A 25,342-nucleotide genomic window follows, 5' to 3' on the forward strand; every position below is an offset into this window, starting at 1 on the left:
TTACAATTATTGCGTTTGCTTGTCACATGGCATGAATTATTGAATTAAGGCTTTTCATGCCCCTAAATCTCATCGAATCCGCATGGATTCCAGTGCTTTGCAATGATGGATCGCGTCGGATTATCGCGCCGTGGCAGATGGCCGAGGCCGATATCCTGCGCCCCGACTGGCCACGCGCCGATCTCAACCTGGGCTGTCTCGAATTGCTGATCGGGCTGGTCTATCTGGCCGATCCGCCCGTCGATATCGAGGATTGGGATGCCCGCCGCGACGGCGATCCGGTGCGGTTGCGCGAAAAGCTTGGGCCTTTTGCACCGGCCTTTGATCTGCTGGGCGATGGTCCGCGTTTCTTGCAGGACCTGGAGCCGCTGGACGGAACACCCGCCCCCGTGGACATGTTGTTCGTTGACAGTGCCGGCGGCAATACCGCGCGGAACAATGCCGACCTAATGGTGCATCGCGGACGCTATCCGTCGCTCGACGTTGCCACCGCTGCCATGGCGCTGTTCACCTTTCAGGCCCATGCGCCGTCGGGTGGCGCAGGCAACCGCACCTCGATGCGCGGCGGCGGACCGATGGTGACGCTTGCCGATCCGCAGCAGGACCTCTGGTCGCTGGTCTGGGCCAACGTGCCCGAGGGAAAACCTGGCAGGATCGAGGAACTGCCATGGATGCGCCCCACTTGCGTTTCCGACAAGAAACAGGAGGTGCACCCGCCAGAGGGGCGTGTCTTTTCGACCGAAGCTTTCCTTGGCATGCCGCGCCGGTTGCGGCTGATCGAAAAGGAGGGCGCGATCACAGGGGTAATCCAGAAACCCTGGGGCACGAATTATGCGCTTTGGAAGCACCCGCTCAGTCCACATTACCGGCAGAAGGCCGGACAGAGCTGGCTGCCGAAACATCCGCGCGCCGGGCATTTCGGCTTTCGCAACTGGGTCGGCGTGATCGTCAATGGCGAAAAGGACACCTTGACCGAATTGGCGCGTTGTCTGAGGGACGGTCAGCAGCGGGGCGGCCAGGCGGTGCTGGTCGCAGGGTGGTCCATGGACAACATGAAGCCGCGCGATTTCATCTGGTCTGAACAGCCGCTGGTCGATCTGTCCCTCGACGCTGAATTGCGGGTGATCGGAATGATCGAGGCAGCCGAGGCTGCGGGGGTCGCCCTGCGCGCGGCGCTGGCTCCGGTGCTGGCCGAAGGTGAAAGCCGCGAGGCCGAGCGCGAAGCCTTTTACCTTGATGCCGAGCCCGCCTTTCTGCGCCAGGTGCAGTCGCTTGCGGCGAAAGGCGACCAACGCGCGGAATGGCTTGATCATCTTCGTGACGTGGCCTTGCGGCGTTTCGGGGCGCTGGCATTTGACGGGTTGGACCGCCGGCCGACGCGCGAAATTGGCGCAATCGTCAACGCGCATCGCAATCTTCAATCCAGTTTTCGGGGCTACGGAAAATTCGGCGGTCAGATGTTCGATGCCCTGGGTTTCGATCGTCCGACCGGCAAGAAGGGAAAAGCGGCATGAGCGAAGAAAAGCAGAGTGTCGGCGGCATTGTTCTGGGCTGGTGGTCCAGCAGGATCGGCAATCGCGACATTGCCGGGAACAGGGCGCTGGCGGCCAGGTTGCGCAGAGCCGGCCGCGTCGAAGTGCTGGCCGAGCGCGCGGTTATCGATTTCGCCGGACAACTGGGCATTGGTGCCGGCAGCGAACGGCTGCAACGCTTTGTTGCAACTGTTCGCCTTTTGTCCGAGGTGCGCGCCCATGGGGGCAGAACGCTGGCGCGTCGTATCGGCGGTGGCGATCCGCTGGTGTCCGAATTGCGGTTTCAGCGGCTCTTGCGGGCCGAGGGCGACGAGTTCGAAGGCCTGATGCGACGCGCGATCCGCATGGTGCCCGACCGCAAATGCAATGTCGCGTCGCTGGGGGCGGACCTGCTGTTTTGGGACGCACCTGTCCGCCAGCGATGGTGTTTCGAATATTTCGGCGCCGAGGCGCCCGCAAACAATTTCAAAGAGAGCCAGAAATGACCACATTCATCCAGTTTCACAGCCTGACCCGTTATGGTCTGTCCAATCCCAACCGCGACGATCAGGGTCGCCCAAAGCAGGCGATGATCGGCGGCAGCCCGCGGTTGCGCATGTCTTCGCAATCGGTCAAGCGCGCGTTGCGGGAAAGCGCCTTTTTTGCGCTAGACCTGGGCGGCAACAGGGGCATCCGCACCAAGCGGCTGCACGATCATCTGCTGGACCGCCTGATCGCTGCGGGTCAGGCAGAGGCAACGGCCGCCGAGATTGCCGAGCAGGTCGCGGGTGTCTTTGGCAAGCTTGACGCTCCGGCCAAAGGGGAACGGCGTCGCCATGCCACAACGCTGGCCTTCATCTCGCCCGAGGAGTGGGCCTTTGCCGAAGAGCTTGCCGACAAGGCCGCGGCAGGCGAGGCGCTTCCCGACAAGAAGGCGCTGACCAAGCTGATCCTGCGCCGGGCCGATGGCGCGGTGGATATCGCCATGTTCGGGCGGATGCTGGCGGACAATGCCGACTATAACCGCGAAGCCGCGGTACAGGTCGCCCATGCCTTTACCACGCATGCCGCACAGATCCAGGAAGACTGGTATTCTGCGGTCGACGACCTCAACAAGAAGGAAGAAACCGGCGCTGGCCATCTGGGCGAAACCGGGTTTGGCTCGGGTATCTATTATCAATATGTCTGCGTGAACGCCGATCTGCTGATCGAAAATCTTGCCGGCGACAAGGAACTGGCCGCCAAGGGCGGCGAGGCGCTGACGCAGGCCCTCGCGCTGGCCACGCCACGCGGCAAGCAGAACAGTTTTGCCCATCATCCTCACACCGAATATCTGCTGGCCGAGGTCGGCCCGCAGACTCCGCGTGACCTGTCGGGGGCGTTTTTCGCGCCGGTGCATGGACAACCCTGGTTTGAAACCTCGGTGGAGGCGCTGCACAAGACGCGCGCCGACCTGGACGCGGCCTACGGGCCGAGCTGTGCGGAGCACCGGCTGATGCAGGTTGGCCAAGGCGGGACGCTTGCCGATATCGTGGCCTTCGTCGGTGACACGATCCGGGGGCTGTAATGCGCCCATATCTGATCTTTACGCTGACCGCCGCGCTCGGGTCGATGGGCGAACTGGCGGGTCATGAACGGCGTGGCACGCTGTTGTGGCCGGGCCGGTCGGCCATCCTCGGTCTGCTCGGCGCGGCCTGCGGCATCCGTCGCGGCGGCGATTTCTCGCGGCTGGACAGGCTGTCGCTCGCGGTCGCGATCTTTGACGAAGGGCAGGCTTTGCGCGACTATCACACCTATCAGACCATTCCTTCGGCGGCCGTTAAGGCACCGAATTCGCGCCCCGAGGCGCTGATCGCCGCGGGGCTGCGCAGCAACACCGCGATCACGTTGCGCGACTACCGCTGCACCCCGCTATACGGCATCGCGTTGTGGTCCGATGACGACGCGCCACTTGAACCTTTGCGCGATGCGCTGCGCCGGCCGGCCTTCACCCTCTATCTCGGACGCAAGGCCTGCCCGCTGGCGGCACCGCCGGGGGCGCAGGTGATCGAGGCGCACACGCCGCAGGACGCTTTGCAGCATCTCAACCTGCCGGCCTGGCGCAAATACGCGCGGGCGCACCGTCTGGTGCGCGATGCCGCCACGGGCGAGGTTGTCCATGATCTGCCGCTTGACCGTCTCAAATGGCATTTCGCCCCGCGATCCGTCGCCATCGACCGGGTCGATATCGCCCCTTCGGAGGGGGCATCATGAGCCTGTATCTGTCCCGCCTGGAAATCGCCTCCAACCCCTCGACCCGGGCGCTGTCGCGTCTCATCTCGCCGGATGAGGCCGGCGCCCGGCGCGGCGCCCATCACCGGCTGATTTGGACTGCCTTTGCCGATCATCCCGGCCGCCAGCGCGATTTCCTCTGGCGCGAGGAGGGGCGGGGCATCTTCCTGACGCTGTCGGCGCGCCCGCCGAAGGCCCTGGACCTGTTCCGGCACCCCGATGTCAAGCCCTTTGACCCGCAGCTCGCACCCGGCGACCAATTGGCCTTTTGCCTGCGCGCCAATGCAACCCGCAGCCGCAAGGGGGCAGGGCGGGTCGATGTGGTGATGGATGCACTGCACGCTCTGCCGAAGGATGAGCGGGCCGAAGCGCGCGGGGAGGCTGCGCAGCGCGAGGGTGCCGCCTGGCTTGCGCGACAGGGACAGGATGCAGGCTTTCGGCTGCAGGAATGTACAGTCGAAAGCTATGCCACCGAAACGCTCCCCGAATATCGCGGTCCGCGCAAAGGCGCGCCGCGTTTCGGCATCCTCGACATCCGGGGGCAGTTGGAAATCACCGACGCTGACCGTTTTCTCACGCGCCTTGTGCAAGGCTTCGGCCGGGCCAAGGCGTTTGGCTGCGGTCTCATGCTGATCCGGCGCGCCGGATGAGCAGCGGGCCGCCCGGCCTGAAGCCGCCAAAACCCATCCCTCTCAAGGATCGCGCCTCGCTGGTCTTTGTCGAACGTGCCCAACTGGACGTGATCGATGGCGCTTTCGTCGCGGTCAATGCCGATGGCACGCGCACCCAGATTCCGGTCGGCGGGCTGGCCGGGATCATGCTGGAACCCGGTGCCCGGATCAGCCATGCCGCAGTGGCGCTGGCCGCGCGTGTCGGCACGCTGATCACCTGGGTGGGCGAGGGCGGCGTGCGGCTCTACTCGGCCGGACAGCCGGGCGGGGCGCGGTCCGATCGGCTGCTCTGGCAGGCCGCCATTGCGCTGGACGATGCCGCCCGGCTCCGCGTCGTGCGCAAGATGTTCGAGTTGCGCTTTGGCGAGGCGGCCCCTTCGCGCCGCTCGATCGATCAGTTGCGCGGCATCGAAGGCGTGCGCGTGCGCGAGACTTACGCCCTGCTCGCGCGCCAGCATGGCGTGGATTGGCGCCGCCGTGCCTATGATCCCAGCGACTGGGAGGCCGGCGACGTTCCCAATCGTTGCCTTTCCGCCGCCACAGCATGTCTGCACGGTCTCAGCGAAGCGGCGGTATTGGCCGCTGGCTATGCCCCGGCGATCGGCTTTCTGCACAGCGGCAAGCCGCGATCCTTCGTCTATGATATCGCCGACCTCTACAAGCTCGAGATCGTGGTGCCCGAAGCGTTTCGCATCGCCGGCCAGGCGGCCAGGGGCAAACTCGACATGTCGCCGGATCGGGCGGTTCGTCTGGCCTGCCGCGATGTGTTCCGAAAGACCGGGTTGCTGAACCGGATCATCCCCACGATCGAAGAGGTGCTGTCCGCCGGCGCAGTGCCGCGCCCCGATCCCCCGCCCGAAGCGATGCCGGTGGCATTCGAAGAGCCGAAATCCGATGACGGGGGACACCGCACATGATGGTCGTCGTGGTTTCCAACGCGCCGCCCAGGCTGCGCGGCCGGTTGGCGGCATGGCTGGTCGAGCTGCGGGCCGGCGTCTATGTCGGCGACTATTCCGCCCGAACGCGACAGATGATCTGGCAGCAGGTCCTGGGCGGTCTCGATCAGGGGGATGCGATCATGGTCTGGAAAGCGCCGACCGATCAGGGCTATGAATTCCAGACAGCCGGGCGCAACCGGCGCATGCCCGTCGATTTCGATGGCCTCAAGCTCGTGGCATTCCGGAACTGAAGGCTCTGCCGACCTGTTTCTGATCAGCGTCGTTGCGCTGGTACGTTCTTTGACATTGCGAAAAATTCGGTGGATCAATGGGTTCCACAAAGACCGTTCCCCGCCCACGCGGGGATGAACCGTGGCTGCCGTGCATGTCACAGGGCGTTCGGCGCCGTTCCCCGCCCACGCGGGGATGAACCGGCGGCCTATAACTGGGTCAATGGGTCAGCCTGCCGTTCCCCGCCCACGCGGGGATGAACCGTTTGGGCGCGCTGCCGGGTGGCCAGCGGATCGCCGTTCCCCGCCCACGCGGGGATGAACCGTGGTTCGGCGCGGTGTTTTTACATTGCCGAAGCCGTTCCCCGCCCACGCGGGGATGAACCGCCAGCACCGTGATTGGCGGATTGATCAGTACCCCGTTCCCCGCCCACGCGGGGATGAACCGCGTGAAGTACGCGTTCCACTCACGCACTTCAGCCGTTCCCCGCCCACGCGGGGATGAACCGATGACATCGAAAGAAACAACGATTGGCGTGCGCCGTTCCCCGCCCACGCGGGGATGAACCGCGCTGCGGGGAAACGCCGAAACCCGCGCGCGACCGTTCCCCGCCCACGCGGGGATGAACCGGATCCGCAATAGCTTCATGCAGCCGGATGCGACCGTTCCCCGCCCACGCGGGGATGAACCGCCCGCCAGCCGCCCGTCGCCTTCCTGAATGTCCCGTTCCCCGCCCACGCGGGGATGAACCGTTGGCAGGGCAACTGATGCAGCAGGGGCTGTTCCGTTCCCCGCCCACGCGGGGATGAACCGGATGCGAGGGCATATGCCTTGAGTTCGGAGCGCCGTTCCCCGCCCACGCGGGGATGAACCGGCATGAACATGCCGCGTATAAACAAACCCGTGCCGTTCCCCGCCCACGCGGGGATGAACCGGCGGCACGGGTTGCTGGGCGATCCATGCGTCCCCGTTCCCCGCCCACGCGGGGATGAACCGGTCACGTGCCGGTTGCGAGACATGCCGTGGAACCGTTCCCCGCCCACGCGGGGGTGAACCGGGCATCAGAAAGTCAAAGACACTTCCGACCAACCGTTCCCCGCCCACGCGGGGGTGAACCGGGCATCAGAAAGTCAAAGACACTTCCGACCAACCGTTCCCCGCCCACGCGGGGGTGAACCGGGCATCAGAAAGTCAAAGACACTTCCGACCAACCGTTCCCCGCCCACGCGGGGGTGAACCGGGCATCAGAAAGTCAAAGACACTTCCGACCAACCGTTCCCCGCCCACGCGGGGATGAACCGTGCCCGCCCTTTTTGTCCGTGCGGGCGAGCAGCCGTTCCCCGCCCACGCGGGGATGAACCGGGCATCAGAAAATCAAAGACACTTCCGACCAACCGTTCCCCGCCCACGCGGGGCTGAACCGATGGACGGGCAGGGGATCGACCCGTCGATGCCCGTTCCCCGCCCCCGCGGGGATGAACCGAGCATCAGAAAATCACAGACACTTCCGACCAACCGTTCCCCGCTCACGCGGGGATGAACCGGGCAGCAGAAAATCAAAGACACGTCCGACCAACCGTTCCCCGCTCACGCGGGGATGAACCGGGCAGCAGAAAATCAAAGACACGTCCGACCAACCGTTCCCCGCTCACGCGGGGATGAACCGGGCAGCAGAAAATCAAAGACACGTCCGACCAACCGTTCCCCGCCCACGCGGGGATGAACCGAGGTTGGGCTAGGTCTCACCTGCGCCGTGCCTCCGTTCCCCGCCCACGCGGGGATGAACCGATGGACGGGCAGGGGATTGACCAGTCGATGCCCGTTCCCCGCCCACGCGGGGATGAACCGGCCGGTCACAGCTATGCGCTGAATTGCCAGACCCGTTCCCCGCCCACGCGGGGATGAACCGTTCCCCTTGACAGCATCGACTGCACAGGGCGGCCGTTCCCCGCCCACGCGGGGAGGAACCGCTCTGGATCAAGTCGAACGGACTGGAGATGAGCCGTTCCCCGCCCACGCGGGGAGGAACCGCTCTGGATCAAGTCGAACGGACTGGAGATGAGCCGTTCCCCGCCCACGCGGGGAGGAACCGCTCTGGATCAAGTCGAACGGACTGGAGATGAGCCGTTCCCCGCCCACGCGGGGAGGAACCGCTCTGGATCAAGTCGAACGGACTGGAGATGAGCCGTTCCCCGCCCACGCGGGGATGAACCGAGGCGCATTTGGCGCATGCGGTGCCGTTGGCGCCGTTCCCCGCCCACGCGGGGATGAACCGGGCGGCCAGTCGGTCGCCCGTCGCTTTTACGGCCGTTCCCCGCCCACGCGGGGATGAACCGCTCTGGATCAATTCGAACGGACTGGAGATGAGCCGTTCCCCGCCCACGCGGGGATGAACCGGTTTATTCTGCATTTTTGTTCAGCAGCATCCTCCGTTCCCCGCCCACGCGGGGATGAACCGGATTGCGGCGCAAGGCTCACAATATCCTCATCCCGTTCCCCGCCCACGCGGGGATGAACCGACAAATCGGACCTGGGATCGTGAATGCGCCGGCCGTTCCCCGCCCACGCGGGGATGAACCGTCGGTCACCATGAACCTTGCTGGTCAAAACCCCCGTTCCCCGCCCACGCGGGGGTCAAACAGCTAAACTCTTTGTCTCAAGGCCCCGGTCGCTCTTGCTATTGGATGCCATTGGCGCGCTGCAATGCCCTGACATAGCTGACGATGCCCTTGACATCGCCCTGTGTCAGCCCCGCGACAGGTGGCATGTTTCCGAACGGCCAGTGGTGGCTCTGCACGCCATTCGCCACAGCCATCTGAAATGCATAATCCGCATGATGGCTGGGTTCGTAGAGCTTGTGAATAAATGGTGGCCCTGCGCCGTCTTTCCCCAAACCGTCTTCTCCGTGGCAAGCCGCACATTTTGCGTCAAACGCAATTTTGCCCAATGTTTCTGCCTCATTCAGAGGCGGAATATTGATCTCCGCTCTGGCGGGAACAGGGTGGGATGGCGGAGGGCGCATCCAGATCGCAACCGCTGCGACGACTGCAATGGCGGCAAACGCGGCAATGTATTTCTTCATGTTCGGTTCCGTTTCAGATTTTTTCGCGCGGGCCGAGAGACCATCAAGGCCCGCGCGGGTATCAAAGGTTATTTCAATTCAATGACGGTCAGTTTGCCGTTCACCCGGTCTGCGACGAACTCGATGTTCTGACCTTCGGACATCTTTGAGATCATTTCCTCGTCGACGCGGAACACCATGGTCATCGCGGGCATTTCGAGATCAACGAGTTCCTCGTGAATGATTGTGACCTTGCCAGCCTTTTCATCGACCTTCTTCACCGTGCCCTTGGTGAAGGTTCCAGCCATCGCCACTGACAGCATGGCCGCCAGGATTGCCGCGGTTGCGGTGCTGATTTTCAGAAGTTTCATGTCCGATCCGATCCTCAGGAGCCTTGTTTGCCAACATCGAGCGCGCCGTGCATACCGGATTCGTAGTGTCCCGGGATCAGGCAAGCGAACTGGAACCGCCCCTCATTGGAAAAGGTCCAGACGATTTCGGCGGTTTGACCCGGTTCCAGACGGGCGGAATTGGGATCGTCATGTTCCATGTCGAACTTGGCCATCATCGCTTTGTGTTCTTCGTTCTCTTCATAGGTATCCATCACGAATTCATGCTCGAGTTCGCCGTTGTTGGTGATGATCAGCTTGACGGTTTCGCCCGTTTCAAAATCCAGCGTTCGCGGTTCGAACAGCATTTCACCGTCGTCGGTTTCCAGCATCGAGATTTCAACCGTGCGGGTTGCGTGGTGATCGTCGCCGGGGCGGCCGATTTCCGTTTCATCTCCATGTCCGCCGCCATGGGTTCCGCCGGCGAAGGCGGGCGCGGCGAGCGCCAACGCGATGACGGTCGTGAGAAGTGGTTTTTTCATGATTTGGTCCTGTTTTCAGTGGTTTCGTTTGGGTTGATGGTACAAGGGGCCCGGTCAGCCCCTTGAGGTGGTTTTGGGCGTGATCCGGGTTTTGGCATCGTGAACTTGCGCGAAATCGGGCAACTCCCCGGTCCATTCATAGGCCTGCGTTCCTGGCGGGTTTTCGTACCATCCAGGATCCGAGTAATCGTCGGCGCCGATTCCCTCACGGACCTTCACGACCGAGAACATGCCGCCCATTTCGATCGGGCCGTATGGTCCCCAGCCGGTCATCATCGGCACCGTGTTGTCGGGCAGCGGCATCTCCATCATGCCCATGTCGGCCATCCCGGCGGTGCCCATCGGCATGTATTCGGGTTGCAATTCGCGGATCTGCCTGGTCAGTTTGCGCTTGTCGACACCAATGAAGGTCGGCACGTCATGGCCCATCGCATTCATCGTGTGATGGGACTTGTGGCAGTGGATTGCCCAGTCGCCGAGATGGTCCGCAACAAATTCATATGCCCGCATTGCACCCACGGGGATGTCGATGGACACTTCGGGCCATTGCGCCTCGGGCGGTACCCAACCGCCATCGGTGCAGGTCACCTTGAAGTCATATCCATGCATGTGGATCGGGTGGTTGGTCATCGTCAGATTGCCGACCCGCACCCTTACCCTGTCGCCCTGATTGACCACCAGCGGGTCGATGTCCGGAAAGATCCGGCTGTTCCACGTCCACAGGTTGAAATCCGTCATCGTCATGATGCGTGGCACAAATGTGCCTGGATCAATGTCAAAGGCGTTGAGCATGATCAGGAAATCACGATCCACCGGCATGAAGGCCGGGTCCTTTGGGTGGACGACGAACATACCCATCATCCCCATCGCCATCTGCACCATCTCGTCGGCATGGGGGTGATACATGAAGGTGCCGGATTTGATCAGGTCGAACTCGTAGACATAGGTCTTGCCGGGCGGGATTCCCGGATGGGACAGCCCGCCGACCCCGTCCATTCCCGAGGGCAGGATCATCCCGTGCCAATGGACCGTAGTGTGTTCCGGCAGCTTGTTGGTCACGAAAATGCGGACCCTGTCGCCTTCCACCGCTTCGATGGTGGGTCCGGTCGATTGCCCGTTATAGCCCCAGAGATGCGCAATCATCCCATCGGCCAGTTCTCGTTCGACGGGTTCGGCAACCAGGTGGAATTCCTTGATCCCGTTGTTCATCCGATGCGGCAGGGTCCAGCCGTTCAGCGTGACCACCGGATTGTAGTCCGGCCCCGTTGTCGGGCGGGTCGGCGACTGGGTCGCCGCACTGTCCATGAACGCCGCCTCGGGCAGCCCCATGTTGCTGGTCTGCCCCCAGGCTTTTGAAGAGACCAGTGCCGCTCCTGCAGCTCCGGCACCCAGCAGTTGACGTCTGTTCATCATTTTATCAGCCCCTTCAATGTCCTGCACCGCCGCCGGACGCGATTGTCATGCCACCGCCATCGCCTGCAGCACCGGACCCGCCGCCGTAGATCGCCGCCGTCAGATTGGCCTGCGCTATCCAGAAATCGCGCTTGGCATTTGCGGCTTGCAGCGAACTGGCCAGCTTTTCGCGGACATCCGTCAGCAACTCGAAAGTGTTGGTGATCATGCCGTTGTAACTGAGCAGTCCCTCTTCCTCGATTGTGGTACGCAAAGGCACGACCACGTCGCGGTAATGGCGGGCAATCTTGTAGGACGAATGATAGGACACCTCAGCGCTTCGGGCCTCGGAGCGTACATTCACCGCCTTTTCCGCCAGTGAGTTCGCGGCCTGCATATAAGCCAACTCAGCCTTGCGCATCCGGGCCTGACCGGTGTCGAAAATCGGAATTGCAAATTCCAGTTCGATCTGTGGCCGGGTGCTGGTGTCGGTGTTGCCGTCCTCGCGTTCACGCTCGGATTCAAACCCTGCGATCAACTCCAGATCCGTCACAAGCCGGGTCTGATCGGTCAACCCAAACGCACGCGCCTGCGCCTCCAATCCGGCTTTGACGACTTTCAGATCAACCCTGTTGGACAGTGCCGCTGCTTCGATCGAAGACACGCGCCCCAGAGATTTCGGCAGGCTCGGCAGCGCGTCAGGGACAAAAAAGTCAACGTCGGTGCCCCACAGCCCCATCAGGCGGGTCAGTTCCTCTTTTGCCAATGTCGCATCCAACCGCGCCCTCGCGACCTGTCCCGCAAGTTCAGCATTGAACGCAAACTCGCGTGCCTGCCCCGCCTTGTTCAGCGCCCCGGTCTTGCCCAGTTGCTCGGCCAGTTCCGCCCCGGCTCCTGCAGCTTCACCAGCCTTGCGTAAATAGCTCAGGGTTTCGAATGCCGCCACGGCATCGATCCACGCCCGCCGGGTCTGGTTTGCCAGCGACAGGGTGTCATTGACAGCGTTCAACTGCGCCTGTTGGAACTGGGCGTCAGCGACCGCGATCCGCTGTTTACGCGTTTTGACATCCAGCAGATTGAACGCGATCATCGTCTCAAGGGACCTGTACAGCCCCAACTCGGGCGCACCGACGCCGAAAAGCCCAAGCGAAACGACCGGGTTCTGCGGCGTGGACTGCTGCCAGACCTCGGCTGCCGACAAGCCGACATTCGCGTAGGACGCCTGCAACCCCTTGTTGTTCAACAGGGCCGCCTGCACGGCGGTGTCCGCCGAGATGGTCTTGCCTTGCACCATGCCGCGCACCTCTTTGATCAGCGCGTCGTTCTCGGCCCGTGTCTGTGCGAAAGCCGTTCGCTTGCCAATCGCGCCATTCGTTTGGGTGGAGACGGCCAGAAACCCGGCCTTGGCATCGGTGTATTTCATCGGAACTTGCGGCGCGCAGGCCGCCAGCACCAGCGGCGTGATCAACAGCGCCGGCCATTTGATGCTCGCCATCAATTTGCCTCCGACTGCTTGTCATTCGCAGCCCGCCACGGGGCGGGGCCAGACGGGACATAGCCCTGATAGCCGGCAAACGGGTTCTGATAGCCGACAGCGGACGAAGAAGAGGATGGCAACGTGGTTGCCAGTTGTGCCGCACTGTCCGGCAGCGGCGTAGGCTCGGACGAGCACGCAGCAAGCGCCAGGGCCGAAGCCCCGAGCAAACCTGGAATTTTCATGGTATTCACCTGAGAACTATAGAGGAATAGTCAACGCACAAGCGCCGACCTGGTTCAGCATCAGGGCCGGGCGGCCCTATGTCTCAGATACTTGGGGGCCGCAAAAGTCCATGCGTTTCGCGCGAGGTCAACGCCTGCAACGGCAGTCCGAAATGGGAGTCTTGTTGATCAGATGTCGCGGCGGCAATAGCTTCAACCAGAAATGCCGTCGAACACATGGCCGAACAGCAGTTCAAGCCATCATCAGTGAGAGAACCGTCCTGTGCCGATGACGTACAATCAGCCGACTTGGCCGTCGCATGTTGCATCATCGCTTGTTCATCCGCAGCCTCAGAGGCAAACGTGCCGCTATGATGTTTCATTGAGGCATGCGCCGAAGAAGAAGTAGAAAGCGTCAGCGCGCAAAGGCTGACCACCATCAAGGCGATCTGCAAAAGTCGAGTTATGGTCACAGGTTTGCACACAGCCGCTTTGTGCCCATCCAAGCACCATCGGTCAAGCGCCTTCATCTTTTAGGTCGGCAACGTCCGTGCGATCTTGAAACTGCCGCCAATGGTGCTGCCGTTCGATCCCTCATATTGCGGTTCTGTCTATCGACAACGGCTTTGGTGATGGTTTTCCGGCGCAGGTCGCGGCGAGACGCTGGACCATCCGACACCTCGTCGGTGATTCGCCGTCTGTTGCACCTCGATCATGCGGGCTGGCCTGGCAGCGTGGAAGAGTCCAGGTTGGCTGAGAGCCATCCGGACGATCCGCGGGCGGACAACGCCCGCCTCTGCGCCGAGGCAATCGCGCGCGGTGTCCGGGCCCTGGCGGCTCTGGATCGCGCCCGCGTAAATCCAATGCTGGGGGTGACGTGATGGATGCAATCGTTGATCCCCCGGCGGAAGCCAGGGCGCTGACATTGCGCGCCGGACGCTGGCTGGCGCTGCTCGGGTTCCAGACACGCCCCGGCGCCCCGCGCTTTTTACCGGGCATGTGCAGCTATCACGACATGCTCGACCCCGCCGCGCCAGATGAGAGGCACCGTGTCTCCGTCCGCGCCCTGCTGCCGGCGGTGGAAAGAAAGACAGAGATCGAACGCTGTAAAGGCGGGGAGGCCTTGGCCGCAAGACCGCGTCATGATCCACATGGAGGCCAATGGCGCATGACCGAGCGTGGCGCCGCCCTTGAAGTCACCGCCGGTCTTCTGCGGGACGCAGTCAAACGCTATCGGGCTTGGGAAGCCAACTGAAAACACCCCGGTGGCGGCGTGATCCGTTCAGGCCGCCGCCGACCAGATCGAAGGCCCGAGGACGGCCTGCCGTCGCCCGCAGACCGCGTGGCGCACCTATTCGGGCACCGGCTAGGGGTAGACCTGCCCGACGTGCTGACGGTCGCCCTGTCGTCGCCTGCGCAAAGCTTCATGGACGTTCTGGCCGGGGAAGGGCTAGGCGACTTGGACCTTGCCGCCGTGGCCGTCTTGGCGGTGCCCCTGTGGGCACTTCCCGCCGATCAGCGGTCAACCGTCGCGTCCCTGTGCGAACACCCCTGACAACCAATCCCTGGTGCCAAGGGCAACTAGCCCCGGTTCGCGTGCACCGACGCAGCCGGGGCATTTTTATGCACTCACGTCGTCGTAGTTGCTTTCGCCGCGCGGGCAGTTTTCCCGCAGTAGGTAGGCACAGCGTTTCAAGGACGGGTCGTCGGTGCCGAAGCTTTCTTCGGAATGGCCGCACTTGCTGCAAGTCACTTCGACGCCTTCAACGGTGCCGTAGTCGCCGTCTAGGTCAACATAGTCGGTGGTCGTGGAAACGTAGCCCATGCTGAAAACTCCTACGTGTCGTCGGGATGGGGGGCTTGGGGAACTCTGTGGCACCAATACGGCATGTCTCGTGCGTCAGCTTCGCCCGGCTCATACCACTTATGCCCCGTCCACATCCAAACTTCCCAATCTTTGCCGGGCTGCGTGACAACGTAGTAATACCCCGGTCGGCCATCGTTCGTGTCTTGGGTCATGGAACGAACTCCTAGCTGCAAAGAAGAATATCCGCGTATATAGTCGCATTAGGCCGAAGCGACGCAAGCAGTTGTGGCGTAGTATACACCGGGCAGGCACACGAAGGAACTGCGCATGGCACTCAAACCGCTAATCTGGAACGGCTACGCCTACACGCTTTCCATTCGTCGTCACTGGAACACGTTCTTCGGGCTTGCGACTATCTGTGAAATCAATGCCCCTCGCATGACGAAGTTTCTGCCCGAAGGTGCGGGCCACCACATCACCGGGCTTCACGAACTTGTCGTTGGGGCGAAAGACTACTTCGACACGTTCGACAACTGGTGGTCGTATTCGTGTCGGCTGTGCGATCAATACTGCGACTTCTACGTGATGGAACGCCCGCGCGAGGGCAACACGTTCAACGAATTCCATAGCACCTACATCAACGACCGAACCGCCGTCCAAGACTTCGCCAAGGCGTCACGCGGCTACGTCGGGCCGGATCAGTGGAAGCTGACGTAGGCGAAGGGGCTTGCAAGGTGCGACATGCGGTCACGTCTTCGTGAGCGTCTACGGGGCTTTCGGGCAGCCTGTGCGCTTGCATTAGAGAATGTATAGAAATCCAGCTTTCTGAATTTCCGCTGCAAAATCAATATTTTTCAAGGAAAAGTGGCAGCCCGTAGGGGAATCGAACCCCTCTTTCCAGGTTGAAAACCTGGCGTCCTAACCGATAGACGAACGGGCCACTGTCGGTGTGCGGTTCATTAGGCAATCGAACCCTGTGGCGCAAGCGAAAAAACGCAGTTCGGGCAAGAATTCGACGCTGGTGCGACGTCAGCCCTGGTTGGCGGGGGCGGCGTCGTCCAGGCGCAGCTGTACGTTCTGCCTTCCGCCCCAGCTGTTGACCTCCAGACGGCCGGCCATGTGAAAACGGGCGCCGCCATGGGCGCTGAGCCGAGGACCCAGCTCGGTGTCAAAGGCGCCAAAGGCGATGGCGTCCAGACTGCCGCTGAGACCGTCCGACAGCGAAAGTTTCAGGTGCGACTCGCCAACCCGGCGGGCATGGCGAATCTGCAGGTCAGGCAGGGCATAGCGTGGCGCGGGCGCCCCGGCCCCGTAAGGACCGGCCTGATCGATCTGTTCGATCAGATCGATACTGGCCGCGCCCGGCATAAGAGCACCGTCCAGTTTCAGATCGGCCGGCCCGCCCTGACCGGCCCCCTGCCGGGCCAACAGCTCGGACAGGCGCTGCATGGCCGGTTCCAGCTGGGCGCGCTCCACGGTCAGGCCAGCGGCCATCCTGTGGCCGCCGCCCTTGATCAGCAGGCCTTCGCCCGCCAGCCGATGGATCGCCGCGCCCAGATCGACGCCCGCGACCGAGCGCCCGGACCCCTTGCCAAGATCGCCGTCCAGACCGATCACGATGGCGGGCCGGTTGGTGGCTTCCTTGAGGCGGGCGGCGACGATGCCGACGACCCCGGGATGCCAGCCCTGACCGGCGGCCCAGACCAGCGGCGCTTCCAATCCGCGCTGTTCGGCCTGTTCCAGAGCCGCGGCGCGCACCGCGTTCTCGATCTCGCGGCGTTCGGTGTTGAGGATGTCCAGACGTTCGGCCAGGGCCTGCGCCTCGGCACCCGATCCGGTTGACAGCAACCGCGCGCCCAGGTCCGACTGGCCGATCCGTCCGCCGGCATTGACCCGCGGCCCCAGCAGAAACCCCAGGTGATAGGTGCTGGGTGCCGAATCCATGCGCGCGACATCCGCCAGCGCCACCAGACCGGGGCGCTGGCGATGGCCCAGCACCTTGAGCCCCTGACGCACCAGCGCCCGGTTGGCGCCGATCAGGGGGGCCACATCGGCCACGGTGGCCAGCGCCACCAGATCCAGCAGCGCCATCAGGTCGGGGCCGGGGCCAGCGCCGGCCTCGCGCATCTGGCGGCGCACCTCGACCAACATCAAAAAGACCACGCCGGCGGCACAGAGATAGCCCAGCTCGCCGCTTTCGTCCTGCCGGTTGGGGTTCACCACGGCCAGGGCGGGGGGCAGGGTCTCGGCGCCCAGGTGATGGTCCAGCACGATCACGTCGGCGCCGGCGGCGGCGGCGATCGGCTCGTGGGACAGGGTTCCGCAATCGACGCAGACGATCAGGTCGTGGTCGGTCGCCAATTGCTGCATCGCCGGCACGTTGGGGCCATAGCCCTCGTCGATGCGATCCGGGACATAGAGCGTCGCGGTCAGCCCCATGTCGCGCAGCCAGACGATCAGCAGGGCCGCCGAACTGCCGCCATCCACGTCGTAATCGGCAAAGACCGCGATGCGCTGGCGGCGCTGAACGGCGGTCAGAAAACGCGCCGCGGCAATCTGCATGTCCCGAAGGCCGCGCGGGTCGGGCAGGAGGTCGCGCAGTTGCGGTGTCAGAAACGCCCGCGCCTCGGCCGCCGGCACGCCGCGCCGGGCCAGAACCTGGCACAGGGCGCGGGGCAGGCCGGTCGCTTGCACCAGGGCTTCCGAGGCGCGTTCGGTCTCGATATCCGGACCGATCCAGCGGCGACCGGTCAGCGAATGCTGCACTCCGAGAAAACCCATATCCGCTCCTGTCGCAAACCGCCGGATCACGCCTGACCCGGTCCGTCGCTTGTCCTGCGCAAGGGCTGGCAGGGCAAGCGGTCGATCAGACCGGGCTGCGATACTCCATGCGCCGCACCGATCCGGTCTTGGAGCGCATCAGCAGGGTCTGGGTGGTGACCCAGCCGGGTTCGCGCTTGATCCCGGCCAGCAATGTGCCGCCAGTGACGCCGGTGGCGGCAAAGATCACGTCCTGCTGCACCATCTCGTCGCGGGCGTAGATCTTGTTCAGATCGGTGATCCCGGCCTTTGCCGCGCGGGCCTTTTCATCATCGTTGCGGAACAGCAGGCGGCCATAGATCTGTCCGCCCATGCATTTCAGCGCCGCCGCGGCCAGAACCCCCTCGGGCGCACCGCCCGAGCCCATATACATGTCGATGCCGGTCTTGTCGGCCTCGGCGCAATGCATGACGCCGGCCACGTCGCCATCGGTGATCAGACGGATCGAGGCGCCGGTGCCGCGTACTTCGGCGATCATCTCTTCGTGGCGGGGACGTTCCAGAATACAGACGGTGATGTCTGACGGTTCACAGCCCTTTTCCTTGGCCAGCGCCGAGACCCGGGTGGCCGGCGGCATGTCCAGGGACACCAGCCCTTCGGAATAGCCCGGCCCGATGGCCAGTTTTTCCATATAGACATCAGGTGCGTGCAGCATCGAGCCGCGCGGCCCCATCGCGATCACGGTCAGCGCGTTGGGCATGTCCTTTGCCGTCAGCGTCGTGCCTTCCAGCGGATCCAGTGCGATATCGACGCCGGGGCCGCTGCCGGTGCCGACTTCTTCGCCGATATACAGCATCGGGGCTTCGTCGCGCTCGCCTTCGCCGATGACAACGACGCCGGCGATGTCCAGCAGGTTCAACTGTTCGCGCATGGCGTTCACGGCGGCCTGGTCGGCAGCCTTTTCATCGCCCCGCCCGATCAGCGAGGCCGAGGCCAGGGCGGCCTGTTCCGCCACGCGGGCCAGACCCAGCGACAGCATGCGGTCATGAAATTCGTTTGTGCCGGTCATGAAAAAAGCTCCTGTTCGGGTCGGGGTCGGGGTCGGGGTCGGGGTCGGGGTCGGTATGTGTGGCTGGAACGGTTCAGACGCTTTCGATGCGCAGGGCAACGGGCGGCGCCACCACCACATCGGTTTTTTCGATCGCTTCCAGCGCCTCGTCCAGTGCCGTGCGGGTGGTCTTGTGGGTGACAAACAGCACCGGCGCGGCGGGCTCGGAATGGCCGTACTGGCGCATCCGGTCGATCGAGACGCCGGAATTGCCGAGGATCGTGGCGACCTTGGCAAGCGCGCCGGGTTTGTCCAGCAGGGCCATCCGCAGATAGAAGGGCGCCGGCAGGCCGGTGCGCGCTGCCGGGGCTTCCTGCAGGGTTTGCGCCGGCTGGCCAAACGTTGGCAGACGCAGACCCCGCGCCAAGTCGCAGACATCGCCCATCACCGCGCTGGCGGTCGGACCCTGTCCGGCACCGGGGCCGCGCAGCACGATCTGTTCCACCGCGTCACCCTCAATCACCACCATGTTGGTGCCGCCTTCGAGCTGCCCCAGGGGCGAACTGTCGGGTACCAGACAGGGCTGCATCCGCTGTTCCAGCCCGCGGCCGGTACGTTGCGCGACCCCCAGCAGCTTGATCCGGTATCCCATGTCGGCGGCCTGACGGATATCCTCGATGGCGATGCGCTCGATGCCTTCGATCTCGATACCGTCAAAATCCGGTTTCGTGCCAAAGGCGATGGAACTGAGCAGCGCCAGCTTGTGCCCGGCATCGATGCCGCCCACATCCAGCGTCGGATCGGCTTCGAGATAGCCCAGATCGTCGGCCTCTTTGAACACGGTTTCATAGGGCAGACCGGCATGTTCCATCCGTGTCAGGATATAGTTGCAGGTGCCGTTCATCACCCCCATGACCCGGGTGATTTCGTTGGCGGCCAGGCCCTCGGTCAGGACCTTGATTACCGGAATGCCGCCGGCGACGGCGGCTTCATAACGAATCTGGCGGCCAGCGGCCTCGGCGCGTTCCGCCAGCGCCTGGCCGTGAATGGCCAGCATCGCCTTGTTGGCGGTGACCACGTCCTTGCCGCCATCCAGCGCCGCTTCGGTGGCGGCTTTTGCGGCACCATCCTCGCCGCCCATCAATTCCAGAAAAATGTCGACATCATCGCGCCGGGCCAGCGCCACCGGGTCGTTTTCCCAGGCATAGGGCGACAGATCGACGCCACGGTCCTTGCTTGGGTCGCGCGCCGAAACGGCGGTGATCCGGATGTCGCGTCCGGTGCGCGCGCGCAACAGCTGGGCCTGACGCCGGACGATGCCGACGACTCCCAATCCCACGGTCCCCAAACCGGCCACTCCCAGGCGCAATGGTGTCGTCATGAGGCTGTCCCTTGATCTTGTGTTTGGCTGTGCCTTAGCGGGTTCGGCGAAAGGGTGCAACGTATCAGGTGGCGTCCTTTGCTGGGCTCTATCGAGCAACTCCGCTGCGCATGCGCGCTGCGGTCGCGTCATCGACGACCGGCGCGTTCATCTGCCGGGCGCGCTGTTGCAGCCCGTCGCGCCGCGTCTCCAGTTCGGCGCGCAAGGCGTCGGCCTGTTGCTGCGGCGGCGGCAGCGGCGTCAACAACCCGTCCAGCGGTACCAATGCGGGGTAATCCGCCTGTTTCAGATGCGCGGGGACGGTTGCGTCCAGTTCCGGGATATCGGTACAGGCCGCCAGCATGGGACCGGCCAGCAGGGCAAAGGCGGCGGGGAGAAGCGGGCGGAAAGGTGGCAAAGCGGTCATCTTGGCACCGGTTTTCTGACGAAAGGTTCGCAATCGTGATGCACTGTCGCGGGAAAAGTCGCAAGCAAGGGTTTTTTCTGAACGAATGTTCAGATAGCCTTGGGGCATGGCGCGCACGACAGGTTCCCATTCTGACATCACCGGCCCCCGCATCCGCGACGCGGCGTTGCAGCTTTTCGCCCAGCACGGATATGCTGCGGTCTCGATGCGCCAGATCGCCGGCAAGGTCGGGGTGCAGGCGGGCGCGCTGTACAATTACACGCCGGACAAGCAAAGCCTGCTGTTCGGTCTGATGAAGGGCCATATGGAGGATCTGCTGGCCGCCCGGGCCGAGCGGGAAGCGCCTGGCGATCCAATGGGGCAGCTCGAGGATTTCACCCGGTTCCACATCGCGTTTCACCTGCAGCGTCTGGACGCGGTTTTTGTCTCTTATATGGAACTGCGCAATCTGGACGAAGAGAATTTCATTGCCATCGAGACCCTGCGCCGAACCTACGAGGATCAGCTGGAAGAGATCCTGCGGCGTGGGGTGGCGGCAGGGCTGTTCGCGGTTCCGGACACCAAGATCGCCACCCTTGCGGTCATCGCGATGCTGACCGGTGTCACGACCTGGTATCGCAGCGGCGGGCGTCTGTCGGTGCCGCAGGTCGAGACGATCTACTGGGACATGGTGCGCAAGTCGGTCGCCGCCTAGGGCACCAGCGCGGGTGCCAGTTCATAGTGGCTCAGCCGCCGGTCGCGGACCAGTTCGGCCTCGGCCGGATCAATATGCGGCTGCTGCCAATCCTCGCCGGAAAAGGCGCGGATGGCATCGACATTTTCCCAGACCATGACCATGCTGAACTCGGTCGGACTGTCCGGCCGCGGCAGTCCGGCTGTCAATGAGACCAACCCGGGCTGGCTTTTGACCAGCGGAATCGCGGTTTCGATGAAAAACCTGCGGAACGCGTCGACCTTTTCCTCGAATATGCTCACCTGAAAAATCCGTACAATCATTTTGCCCCCCATTTCTCGCAGGGGGCAATCATAGCACAGATCCGTGCAATCTACCGCGCTGGCCGGATAAAGCTGCCATTTCGCAGATCGCGCATCGCCTGGCGCAATTCCTCTTGGGTGTTCATCACGATCGGGCCGTGCCAGGCCACCGGTTCGTTGATCGGCGCGCCCGAGATCAGCAGAAACCTCACGCCTTCCTCGCCGGCCTGAACGGTCACCTCGTCGCCGGTTCCGAACCGGATCAGGGTGCGGTTGCCCGACAGGTCGCGCATATTGACCTCTTGCCCGGCGACTTCCTTTTCCAGCAACACCCCGGCCGGGGCCGCGGCATCGGCAAAGGTCGCAGCACCCTCGAAGACATAGGCAAAGGCGCGGCGATAGGTGTCGATGCGAAAGCTCCTGCGCAGGCCAGGTGGCACGCTGATGTCAAGATATTGCGGATCGGCGGCGATACCGTCGACCGGGCCGGTCCTGCCCCAGAAGGAGCCGACAATGATCCGGACACGGGTGCCGTCGTCGTCGATCACCTCGGGTATTTCGGCGGCGGCAACGTCCTGATAGCGCGGCGCGGTCATCTTCTGCGCGGCGGGCAGGTTGCCCCACAGCTGAAAGCCGTGCATCTGACCGGCGGCGTTGGCCTGCGGCATCTCCTGATGCATGATGCCCGAGCCAGCGGTCATCCATTGCACGTCCCCGGCGCCCAGCCTGCCGGTATTGCCCAGCGAGTCGCCGTGATCGACCTGACCGGCCAGGACATATGTAATGGTCTCTATTCCGCGATGAGGATGCCAGGGAAACCCCTTGATGAAATCCTCTGGGCGATCGTTTCGGAAATCGTCGAACAACAGGAACGGGTCCAGTTCCGTGGGATCCCGAAAGCCAAAGGCGCGGTGCAGTTTCACCCCCGCGCCCTCGATCGTCGGGCGTGCCAGGCGGGTTTCAAGCGTCGGTCTGATGGACATGGGCGGACCTCATCTGTGCGGTTGCGGTTCACAACACAGCTAGGCCGGGCGGGCGCGGATACAATCCGCGCCTATTCACCGGGCCTGTGCGCCGATGCGCATTGGCCGGGTTCAGCAGGCAGATGTCAGCGTCGCCGTCCCGTTGGCCCGCGTCCGCGCCGAGGCGGGCGGGCGGTGACCGGCACCGGGACGGGCGCGGGGGTCAGGCCCCACAGCGGCAGCTGGGCCGCGGGGGTGTCCTGACAGGCGCGAAACAGTGCGCGGCAGAGTCGGATCAGGATGTGATGCAAAACCAGGCCCCTTCGATGCAGACGGTTTCCGGCTCGGCGCAATGGAACCGGTAATAGGTCATCTCGGTCTGTTGCGACCGGTGAATGCTGGGATGGCCCTCGAAACCGGATGCGGGGCCGGTCTTTTGAGCGCCGACCAGCCCGGTGGTACAGATGATCTGGGCCGGGGACACCAGGATATTGCGCTGCGGCGTGCCCTTGCCCAACGCGCCTGCCCGCAGGTGCAACGGGTGGGCCTCGGTATGACGCGCCATGAAATCGGCATCCAGACGGATTTCATCGATTTTGACGACTTCCTTATAGGCGCCGGACAGGGTCTTGACCCGGTCGCGCACACGTAGAGCCTGGATTGGCAGTTCGCCAAAGCTGGTCGAGACCCGGCAGCGGCGGTCGAACCCGGGCAGGCTCCATACCAGTTCGGCCGATTTCGGCCGGTTCGGGCCAGGGGCCTCGGCCGCGCTCGATTCCAATGCCGATCGTATCGCCGAGGGCGCCGCCGGATCCGATCCGGCGGGCCACCCGGCCTTTTTCAAAACCGAGGCCAGAAGCGCGATGTCCCTTGCTTCGTTTTCACCCGTGCCCGAGGGGGTGCCCGGCCGCTTTTGGCGGTCGGGGCGCGGGGCGAGGTCCTGCGGTTTCGGGCGCGCCATCGGCTGTATCGACCCCACCGGGCGAACAGGGCGCACGCCGGGGCGGGCTCCCTGCTGCGGGTCGCGTTGGTCGCTGGCTGACGCCTGTCTATGTTTCTTCAATTCCATGTAAATCAATATAAGTATTTTCGGGAAAAACGCTACAAAATCAATGCGTTTAGGTTAATCATTGAATGCGTTACGGAAACGGTGAACCGACCCGAGGCGCCATTGTTGCCCCCAGCGCGACACTGACCCGTTGGACAGCAGCGGGCGTAGATCAACGAGTACCGCGTCGCGGTATGAGGTGTCGCAAACAGAGGCGACTGTCGCAAACCGACTCGCCAGTCTGAAGCCAGTCACAGCCGCGGAGGGCAGGGAATGCGCGTTGGTTTCATCGGTTTGGGCAATGTCGGTGGCAAGCTGTCGGGCAGCCTGTTGCGAAACGGCGTCGCGCTGCAGGTGCACGACCTGAATGGCGATCTCGTGGAACGGGCGGTCGCCGCCGGGGCGCGTGCCGCGCCCGGACCGGCGGCCATGATGCGCGATTGCGATGCGGTGATCACCTGTCTGCCCAGCCCCGCCGCCAGCGCCGCGGTGATGGTCGAGATGTTGGCCGAAATCGGCCCCGGCAAGATCTGGATGGAAATGTCGACGACGGATGAGGCCGAGATACGGCGCTTGGGAGCCGAGGTCATGGCGCGCGGCGGGGCGGCGGTGGATTGCCCGGTTTCCGGCGGCTGTCATCGCGCCGATACCGGTAATATAAGCATCTTTGCCGGCTGCGACCGTCCGACATTCGAACGGATCCTGCCGCTGCTGACGGTGATGGGCCGCCGGGTGCTGCATACCGGCGATCTGGGCAGCGCCAGCATTCTCAAGGTGGTCACGAACTATCTGGCGACCGCCAATCTGGTCAGTTGCGCCGAGGCACTGGTGGTGTCCAAGGCCGCCGGGATGGATCTGAACGTGGCGTACGAGGCGATCCGGATCAGTTCAGGCACCAGTTTCGTGCACGAGACCGAAAGCCAGGTGATCCTGAACGGCAGCCGCGATATCTCGTTCACCATGGATCTGGTGGCCAAGGATATCGGTCTGTTCCAGCAGATCGCCGAGCGCGCCGGCGTGCCGCTGGAACTGAACCCCCGGCTGATCGAGATCTTTGCCGACGGGATTGCCCGCTATGGACCGCGCGAATTGTCGCCCAACATCATCCGGCGGCTCGAGGACGCCACCGGACTGGAGATTCGTGCGCCCGGATTTCCGGCCGAAATGGTCGATGACGAGCCGGAGGCGCCCGGCACCGAGATCCGGCTGGACCGCCCGACGGCGGATTGACCTGTTCGCGCCCGCCGGTTCCGGGTAAACCGGTCGCGACCGGACAGAGGGACAGAGCATGGAAACCGAAATCAGGGCCGTCATCGAGGCCAGCGCGCTGCGCCGCTGGGTCGGGGTGGTGACGCTGGCCGCCATCGCGGGGTTGTTGATCTATGGTGTGCTGGCGCTGCCCGGCGATCCTTTGGTACAGGCAGTCATGGCCGGGCTTGGGGTGGCGGCGTTATGGCTGGCCGAGCGGTTGCGCCGTGCCACTGGCCATCGAATCGAGTTGACCGGGACCGAACTGCGCGACAGCAGCGGCGTCTGCATCGTAAAGATCGACAATATTGTGGCTCTGAATCGCGGCTCCTTCGCCTTCAAGCCGACAAACGGGTTTCTACTGCGGACCAAAACGCCGGGTTCCCGGGCCTGGCGCCCGGGCATGTGGTGGCGTATTGGGACGCGGATCGGGATCGGCGGCGTCACCCCGAGTCATCAGGCCAAGGCGATGGCCGCGCTGCTGGATCAGGACATCGCCGCGCGTGGTCAGGCGTCAGACCACTTGATCTGATCGACAAAGCGCGGGCGGGTAAAGACGAAATTGTCCAGATCCCGGTCGCCCATGCCGATGTCGAAAAGCGGGTGAAAAACATTGTTGGTTTCGACCAGAATGACGATTTCATTGTCGGGCATCGCGGGCAGCTTGCTGGCCAGATCCGAGACATTGGCGTTGGTCAGATCCGCCGGAAAACCGCGATTGGCCGACCAGTTGACGTAGTACCGGTCGTCCGGCCCGTCCCAGCGGATCACGGTGATGCGCATGCTGCTATCCGAGGGCGTGCGCGTCATCAGTTCGAACAGATTGACCATGCTGTCGATATATTCGTCGTTGATATCGGTGGTTTCGCGCGAAATCAGGTCGCTGATCGTATAGGCGGCTTTCAGGTTTGACGCACTTTGCTGGTAGCCGTCGAAATAGACGAATGTCGCCATAAAGGCCCAGAAGATGAAGGGCATGGCCAGAATGAACTCGACGGTGACGCTGCCGTCGGTGTCGTCGCAAAAGGCCTTGGCGCGGGGGAAAAGACGGAGTTTCAGCATC

General features: G+C 63.5%; 28 protein-coding genes, 1 tRNA gene and 1 CRISPR repeat array. Of the genes, 13 read left to right on the forward strand and 16 right to left on the reverse strand.

Annotated elements, in window-relative coordinates; all coding sequences use genetic code 11:
• Window positions 1–56 precede the first annotated feature (56 nt).
• The 7 genes from casA to cas2e are packed head-to-tail and all read left to right on the forward strand — an operon-like array spanning window position 57 to window position 5,642.
• Window positions 57–1,514, forward strand: a complete 1,458-nt coding sequence (gene casA / locus ACFMPD_RS01895; RefSeq protein WP_380991183.1) for a type I-E CRISPR-associated protein Cse1/CasA — start codon at window positions 57–59, stop codon at window positions 1,512–1,514.
• On the forward strand, window positions 1,511–2,017 hold the full coding sequence (gene casB, locus ACFMPD_RS01900; RefSeq protein ID WP_380991186.1) for a type I-E CRISPR-associated protein Cse2/CasB: 507 nt from the start codon (window positions 1,511–1,513) through the stop codon (window positions 2,015–2,017). The genes casA and casB overlap by 4 nt, the downstream gene beginning before the upstream one ends.
• Complete coding sequence (gene cas7e / locus ACFMPD_RS01905; protein ID WP_380991189.1) at window positions 2,014–3,078, forward strand: type I-E CRISPR-associated protein Cas7/Cse4/CasC; 1,065 nt, start codon at window positions 2,014–2,016, stop codon at window positions 3,076–3,078. The genes casB and cas7e overlap by 4 nt, the downstream gene beginning before the upstream one ends.
• Window positions 3,078–3,764 carry a type I-E CRISPR-associated protein Cas5/CasD gene (gene cas5e, locus ACFMPD_RS01910; protein WP_380991192.1) on the forward strand — a complete coding sequence of 229 codons (687 nt, stop codon included), beginning with the start codon at window positions 3,078–3,080 and terminating at the stop codon, window positions 3,762–3,764. Before cas7e ends, cas5e begins: the two co-directional genes overlap by 1 nt.
• Window positions 3,761–4,432: a type I-E CRISPR-associated protein Cas6/Cse3/CasE gene (gene cas6e, locus ACFMPD_RS01915; RefSeq protein WP_380991195.1), complete on the forward strand. Its 672-nt coding sequence runs from the start codon at window positions 3,761–3,763 to the stop codon at window positions 4,430–4,432. Before cas5e ends, cas6e begins: the two co-directional genes overlap by 4 nt.
• On the forward strand, window positions 4,429–5,370 hold the full coding sequence (gene cas1e / locus ACFMPD_RS01920; protein ID WP_380991197.1) for a type I-E CRISPR-associated endonuclease Cas1e: 942 nt from the start codon (window positions 4,429–4,431) through the stop codon (window positions 5,368–5,370). Before cas6e ends, cas1e begins: the two co-directional genes overlap by 4 nt.
• The gene (cas2e, locus tag ACFMPD_RS01925; protein ID WP_380991200.1) at window positions 5,367–5,642 is read left to right on the forward strand and encodes a type I-E CRISPR-associated endoribonuclease Cas2e; all 276 of its coding nucleotides are present in this window, start codon (window positions 5,367–5,369) and stop codon (window positions 5,640–5,642) included. The genes cas1e and cas2e overlap by 4 nt, the downstream gene beginning before the upstream one ends.
• Window positions 5,643–5,735: 93 nt before the next feature.
• A CRISPR array of direct repeats spans window positions 5,736–8,263; the repeat unit is 29 nt; unit sequence CCGTTCCCCGCCCACGCGGGGATGAACCG.
• A 36-nt stretch (window positions 8,264–8,299) separates the two neighbouring features.
• Here cas2e and ACFMPD_RS01930 read toward each other — a convergent pair.
• The 6 genes from ACFMPD_RS01930 to ACFMPD_RS01955 all read right to left on the reverse strand — a co-directional run bounded on the left by ACFMPD_RS01930 (window position 8,300) and on the right by ACFMPD_RS01955 (window position 13,174).
• The gene (locus ACFMPD_RS01930; RefSeq protein ID WP_380991203.1) at window positions 8,300–8,704 is read right to left on the reverse strand and encodes a c-type cytochrome; all 405 of its coding nucleotides are present in this window, start codon (window positions 8,702–8,704) and stop codon (window positions 8,300–8,302) included.
• A 68-nt stretch (window positions 8,705–8,772) separates the two neighbouring features.
• Entirely contained in the window at window positions 8,773–9,054 is a 282-nt protein-coding gene (locus tag ACFMPD_RS01935; RefSeq protein WP_380991206.1) for a copper-binding protein, read from the reverse strand.
• A 14-nt stretch (window positions 9,055–9,068) separates the two neighbouring features.
• Window positions 9,069–9,554 carry a cupredoxin domain-containing protein gene (locus ACFMPD_RS01940; RefSeq protein WP_380991209.1) on the reverse strand — a complete coding sequence of 162 codons (486 nt, stop codon included), beginning with the start codon at window positions 9,552–9,554 and terminating at the stop codon, window positions 9,069–9,071.
• A 54-nt stretch (window positions 9,555–9,608) separates the two neighbouring features.
• Complete coding sequence (locus ACFMPD_RS01945; protein WP_380991212.1) at window positions 9,609–10,967, reverse strand: multicopper oxidase family protein; 1,359 nt, start codon at window positions 10,965–10,967, stop codon at window positions 9,609–9,611.
• Between the two features lie 13 nt (window positions 10,968–10,980).
• Window positions 10,981–12,441 (reverse strand): TolC family protein, encoded by a 1,461-nt coding sequence (locus ACFMPD_RS01950; RefSeq protein WP_380991214.1) that lies wholly within the window; start codon window positions 12,439–12,441, stop codon window positions 10,981–10,983.
• A gap of 307 nt (window positions 12,442–12,748) precedes the next feature.
• A complete protein-coding gene (locus ACFMPD_RS01955; protein WP_380991217.1) occupies window positions 12,749–13,174 on the reverse strand; it encodes a hypothetical protein in 426 nt (141 codons plus the stop codon).
• 219 nt (window positions 13,175–13,393) lie between these two features.
• Between ACFMPD_RS01955 and ACFMPD_RS01960 the strand changes: the two genes are divergently transcribed.
• Both ACFMPD_RS01960 and ACFMPD_RS01965 read left to right on the forward strand, forming a co-directional pair.
• On the forward strand, window positions 13,394–13,525 hold the full coding sequence (locus ACFMPD_RS01960; RefSeq protein ID WP_380991220.1) for a hypothetical protein: 132 nt from the start codon (window positions 13,394–13,396) through the stop codon (window positions 13,523–13,525).
• Complete coding sequence (locus ACFMPD_RS01965) at window positions 13,525–13,899, forward strand: hypothetical protein (protein ID WP_380991223.1); 375 nt, start codon at window positions 13,525–13,527, stop codon at window positions 13,897–13,899. The genes ACFMPD_RS01960 and ACFMPD_RS01965 overlap by 1 nt, the downstream gene beginning before the upstream one ends.
• Before the next feature lie 366 nt (window positions 13,900–14,265).
• Here the strand turns inward: ACFMPD_RS01965 and ACFMPD_RS01970 are convergent, their stop codons facing one another.
• Window positions 14,266–14,469: a hypothetical protein gene (locus tag ACFMPD_RS01970; RefSeq protein WP_380991226.1), complete on the reverse strand. Its 204-nt coding sequence runs from the start codon at window positions 14,467–14,469 to the stop codon at window positions 14,266–14,268.
• A gap of 309 nt (window positions 14,470–14,778) precedes the next feature.
• Here ACFMPD_RS01970 and ACFMPD_RS01975 point away from each other — a divergent pair, with 309 nt between their 5' ends.
• Window positions 14,779–15,168, forward strand: coding sequence for a hypothetical protein (locus ACFMPD_RS01975; RefSeq protein WP_380991229.1), 390 nt, complete (start codon window positions 14,779–14,781; stop codon window positions 15,166–15,168).
• A 148-nt stretch (window positions 15,169–15,316) separates the two neighbouring features.
• Here the strand turns inward: ACFMPD_RS01975 and ACFMPD_RS01980 are convergent.
• The 5 genes from ACFMPD_RS01980 to ACFMPD_RS02000 form a co-directional block, all read right to left on the reverse strand.
• Window positions 15,317–15,391: transfer RNA gene (locus tag ACFMPD_RS01980), tRNA-Glu, on the reverse strand.
• Window positions 15,392–15,480: 89 nt separating this feature from the next.
• Window positions 15,481–17,232 carry a single-stranded-DNA-specific exonuclease RecJ gene (recJ, locus tag ACFMPD_RS01985; protein WP_380991231.1) on the reverse strand — a complete coding sequence of 584 codons (1,752 nt, stop codon included), beginning with the start codon at window positions 17,230–17,232 and terminating at the stop codon, window positions 15,481–15,483.
• An 85-nt stretch (window positions 17,233–17,317) separates the two neighbouring features.
• Window positions 17,318–18,280, reverse strand: coding sequence for a class II fructose-bisphosphatase (glpX, locus tag ACFMPD_RS01990; RefSeq protein WP_380991234.1), 963 nt, complete (start codon window positions 18,278–18,280; stop codon window positions 17,318–17,320).
• A gap of 73 nt (window positions 18,281–18,353) precedes the next feature.
• Window positions 18,354–19,640 carry a homoserine dehydrogenase gene (locus tag ACFMPD_RS01995; RefSeq protein ID WP_380991238.1) on the reverse strand — a complete coding sequence of 429 codons (1,287 nt, stop codon included), beginning with the start codon at window positions 19,638–19,640 and terminating at the stop codon, window positions 18,354–18,356.
• Between the two features lie 88 nt (window positions 19,641–19,728).
• Entirely contained in the window at window positions 19,729–20,046 is a 318-nt protein-coding gene (locus tag ACFMPD_RS02000) for a hypothetical protein (protein WP_380991240.1), read from the reverse strand.
• Between the two features lie 106 nt (window positions 20,047–20,152).
• Here ACFMPD_RS02000 and ACFMPD_RS02005 point away from each other — a divergent pair, with 106 nt between their 5' ends.
• Complete coding sequence (locus ACFMPD_RS02005; protein ID WP_380991243.1) at window positions 20,153–20,740, forward strand: TetR/AcrR family transcriptional regulator; 588 nt, start codon at window positions 20,153–20,155, stop codon at window positions 20,738–20,740.
• Here the strand turns inward: ACFMPD_RS02005 and ACFMPD_RS02010 are convergent.
• The 3 genes from ACFMPD_RS02010 to ACFMPD_RS02020 all read right to left on the reverse strand — a co-directional run bounded on the left by ACFMPD_RS02010 (window position 20,737) and on the right by ACFMPD_RS02020 (window position 22,980).
• A complete protein-coding gene (locus ACFMPD_RS02010; RefSeq protein ID WP_380991246.1) occupies window positions 20,737–21,054 on the reverse strand; it encodes an antibiotic biosynthesis monooxygenase family protein in 318 nt (105 codons plus the stop codon). The genes ACFMPD_RS02005 and ACFMPD_RS02010 overlap by 4 nt on opposite strands.
• Window positions 21,055–21,092: 38 nt before the next feature.
• Window positions 21,093–22,004 (reverse strand): pirin family protein, encoded by a 912-nt coding sequence (locus tag ACFMPD_RS02015; protein ID WP_380991249.1) that lies wholly within the window; start codon window positions 22,002–22,004, stop codon window positions 21,093–21,095.
• 274 nt (window positions 22,005–22,278) lie between these two features.
• Window positions 22,279–22,980, reverse strand: a complete 702-nt coding sequence (locus tag ACFMPD_RS02020) for a Hint domain-containing protein (RefSeq protein ID WP_380991252.1) — start codon at window positions 22,978–22,980, stop codon at window positions 22,279–22,281.
• Between the two features lie 324 nt (window positions 22,981–23,304).
• On the opposite strand from ACFMPD_RS02020, the gene ACFMPD_RS02025 reads away from it, so the two are divergent.
• On the forward strand, window positions 23,305–24,261 hold the full coding sequence (locus ACFMPD_RS02025) for an NAD(P)-dependent oxidoreductase (RefSeq protein ID WP_380991255.1): 957 nt from the start codon (window positions 23,305–23,307) through the stop codon (window positions 24,259–24,261).
• A gap of 58 nt (window positions 24,262–24,319) precedes the next feature.
• Window positions 24,320–24,811 (forward strand): hypothetical protein, encoded by a 492-nt coding sequence (locus ACFMPD_RS02030; RefSeq protein WP_380991258.1) that lies wholly within the window; start codon window positions 24,320–24,322, stop codon window positions 24,809–24,811.
• On the opposite strand, the gene ACFMPD_RS02035 is transcribed toward ACFMPD_RS02030, so the two are convergent.
• Entirely contained in the window at window positions 24,787–25,341 is a 555-nt protein-coding gene (locus ACFMPD_RS02035) for a TadE/TadG family type IV pilus assembly protein (RefSeq protein WP_380991261.1), read from the reverse strand. The two genes, ACFMPD_RS02030 and ACFMPD_RS02035, sit on opposite strands and share 25 nt — an antisense overlap.
• Window position 25,342: the final 1 nt, after the last annotated feature.

It is taken from the genome of Sedimentitalea sediminis (assembly GCF_042687825.1).
Lineage (GTDB): Bacteria > Pseudomonadota > Alphaproteobacteria > Rhodobacterales > Rhodobacteraceae > Sedimentitalea.

Bases quoted from the DNA above. Each gene is read 5' to 3' on its own strand.
- ACFMPD_RS02005 (WP_380991243.1), top strand. From the start codon at position 20,153: ATGGCGCGCACGACAGGTTCCCATTCTGACATCACCGGCCCCCGCATC.
- ACFMPD_RS02015 (WP_380991249.1), bottom strand. From the start codon at position 22,004: ATGTCCATCAGACCGACGCTTGAAACCCGCCTGGCACGCCCGACGATC.
- ACFMPD_RS01975 (WP_380991229.1), top strand. From the start codon at position 14,779: ATGGCACTCAAACCGCTAATCTGGAACGGCTACGCCTACACGCTTTCC.
- recJ (WP_380991231.1), bottom strand. From the start codon at position 17,232: ATGGGTTTTCTCGGAGTGCAGCATTCGCTGACCGGTCGCCGCTGGATC.
- ACFMPD_RS02010 (WP_380991246.1), bottom strand. From the start codon at position 21,054: ATGGGGGGCAAAATGATTGTACGGATTTTTCAGGTGAGCATATTCGAG.
- ACFMPD_RS01965 (WP_380991223.1), top strand. From the start codon at position 13,525: ATGGATGCAATCGTTGATCCCCCGGCGGAAGCCAGGGCGCTGACATTG.
- ACFMPD_RS02000 (WP_380991240.1), bottom strand. From the start codon at position 20,046: ATGACCGCTTTGCCACCTTTCCGCCCGCTTCTCCCCGCCGCCTTTGCC.
- ACFMPD_RS02030 (WP_380991258.1), top strand. From the start codon at position 24,320: ATGGAAACCGAAATCAGGGCCGTCATCGAGGCCAGCGCGCTGCGCCGC.
- ACFMPD_RS01930 (WP_380991203.1), bottom strand. From the start codon at position 8,704: ATGAAGAAATACATTGCCGCGTTTGCCGCCATTGCAGTCGTCGCAGCG.
- cas5e (WP_380991192.1), top strand. From the start codon at position 3,078: ATGCGCCCATATCTGATCTTTACGCTGACCGCCGCGCTCGGGTCGATG.
- cas7e (WP_380991189.1), top strand. From the start codon at position 2,014: ATGACCACATTCATCCAGTTTCACAGCCTGACCCGTTATGGTCTGTCC.
- ACFMPD_RS02035 (WP_380991261.1), bottom strand. From the start codon at position 25,341: ATGCTGAAACTCCGTCTTTTCCCCCGCGCCAAGGCCTTTTGCGACGAC.
- ACFMPD_RS01940 (WP_380991209.1), bottom strand. From the start codon at position 9,554: ATGAAAAAACCACTTCTCACGACCGTCATCGCGTTGGCGCTCGCCGCG.
- cas2e (WP_380991200.1), top strand. From the start codon at position 5,367: ATGATGGTCGTCGTGGTTTCCAACGCGCCGCCCAGGCTGCGCGGCCGG.
- cas1e (WP_380991197.1), top strand. From the start codon at position 4,429: ATGAGCAGCGGGCCGCCCGGCCTGAAGCCGCCAAAACCCATCCCTCTC.
- ACFMPD_RS02025 (WP_380991255.1), top strand. From the start codon at position 23,305: ATGCGCGTTGGTTTCATCGGTTTGGGCAATGTCGGTGGCAAGCTGTCG.
- ACFMPD_RS01995 (WP_380991238.1), bottom strand. From the start codon at position 19,640: ATGACGACACCATTGCGCCTGGGAGTGGCCGGTTTGGGGACCGTGGGA.
- cas6e (WP_380991195.1), top strand. From the start codon at position 3,761: ATGAGCCTGTATCTGTCCCGCCTGGAAATCGCCTCCAACCCCTCGACC.
- ACFMPD_RS01955 (WP_380991217.1), bottom strand. From the start codon at position 13,174: ATGAAGGCGCTTGACCGATGGTGCTTGGATGGGCACAAAGCGGCTGTG.
- casA (WP_380991183.1), top strand. From the start codon at position 57: ATGCCCCTAAATCTCATCGAATCCGCATGGATTCCAGTGCTTTGCAAT.
- ACFMPD_RS01945 (WP_380991212.1), bottom strand. From the start codon at position 10,967: ATGATGAACAGACGTCAACTGCTGGGTGCCGGAGCTGCAGGAGCGGCA.
- casB (WP_380991186.1), top strand. From the start codon at position 1,511: ATGAGCGAAGAAAAGCAGAGTGTCGGCGGCATTGTTCTGGGCTGGTGG.
- ACFMPD_RS01970 (WP_380991226.1), bottom strand. From the start codon at position 14,469: ATGGGCTACGTTTCCACGACCACCGACTATGTTGACCTAGACGGCGAC.
- ACFMPD_RS01950 (WP_380991214.1), bottom strand. From the start codon at position 12,441: ATGGCGAGCATCAAATGGCCGGCGCTGTTGATCACGCCGCTGGTGCTG.
- glpX (WP_380991234.1), bottom strand. From the start codon at position 18,280: ATGACCGGCACAAACGAATTTCATGACCGCATGCTGTCGCTGGGTCTG.
- ACFMPD_RS01935 (WP_380991206.1), bottom strand. From the start codon at position 9,054: ATGAAACTTCTGAAAATCAGCACCGCAACCGCGGCAATCCTGGCGGCC.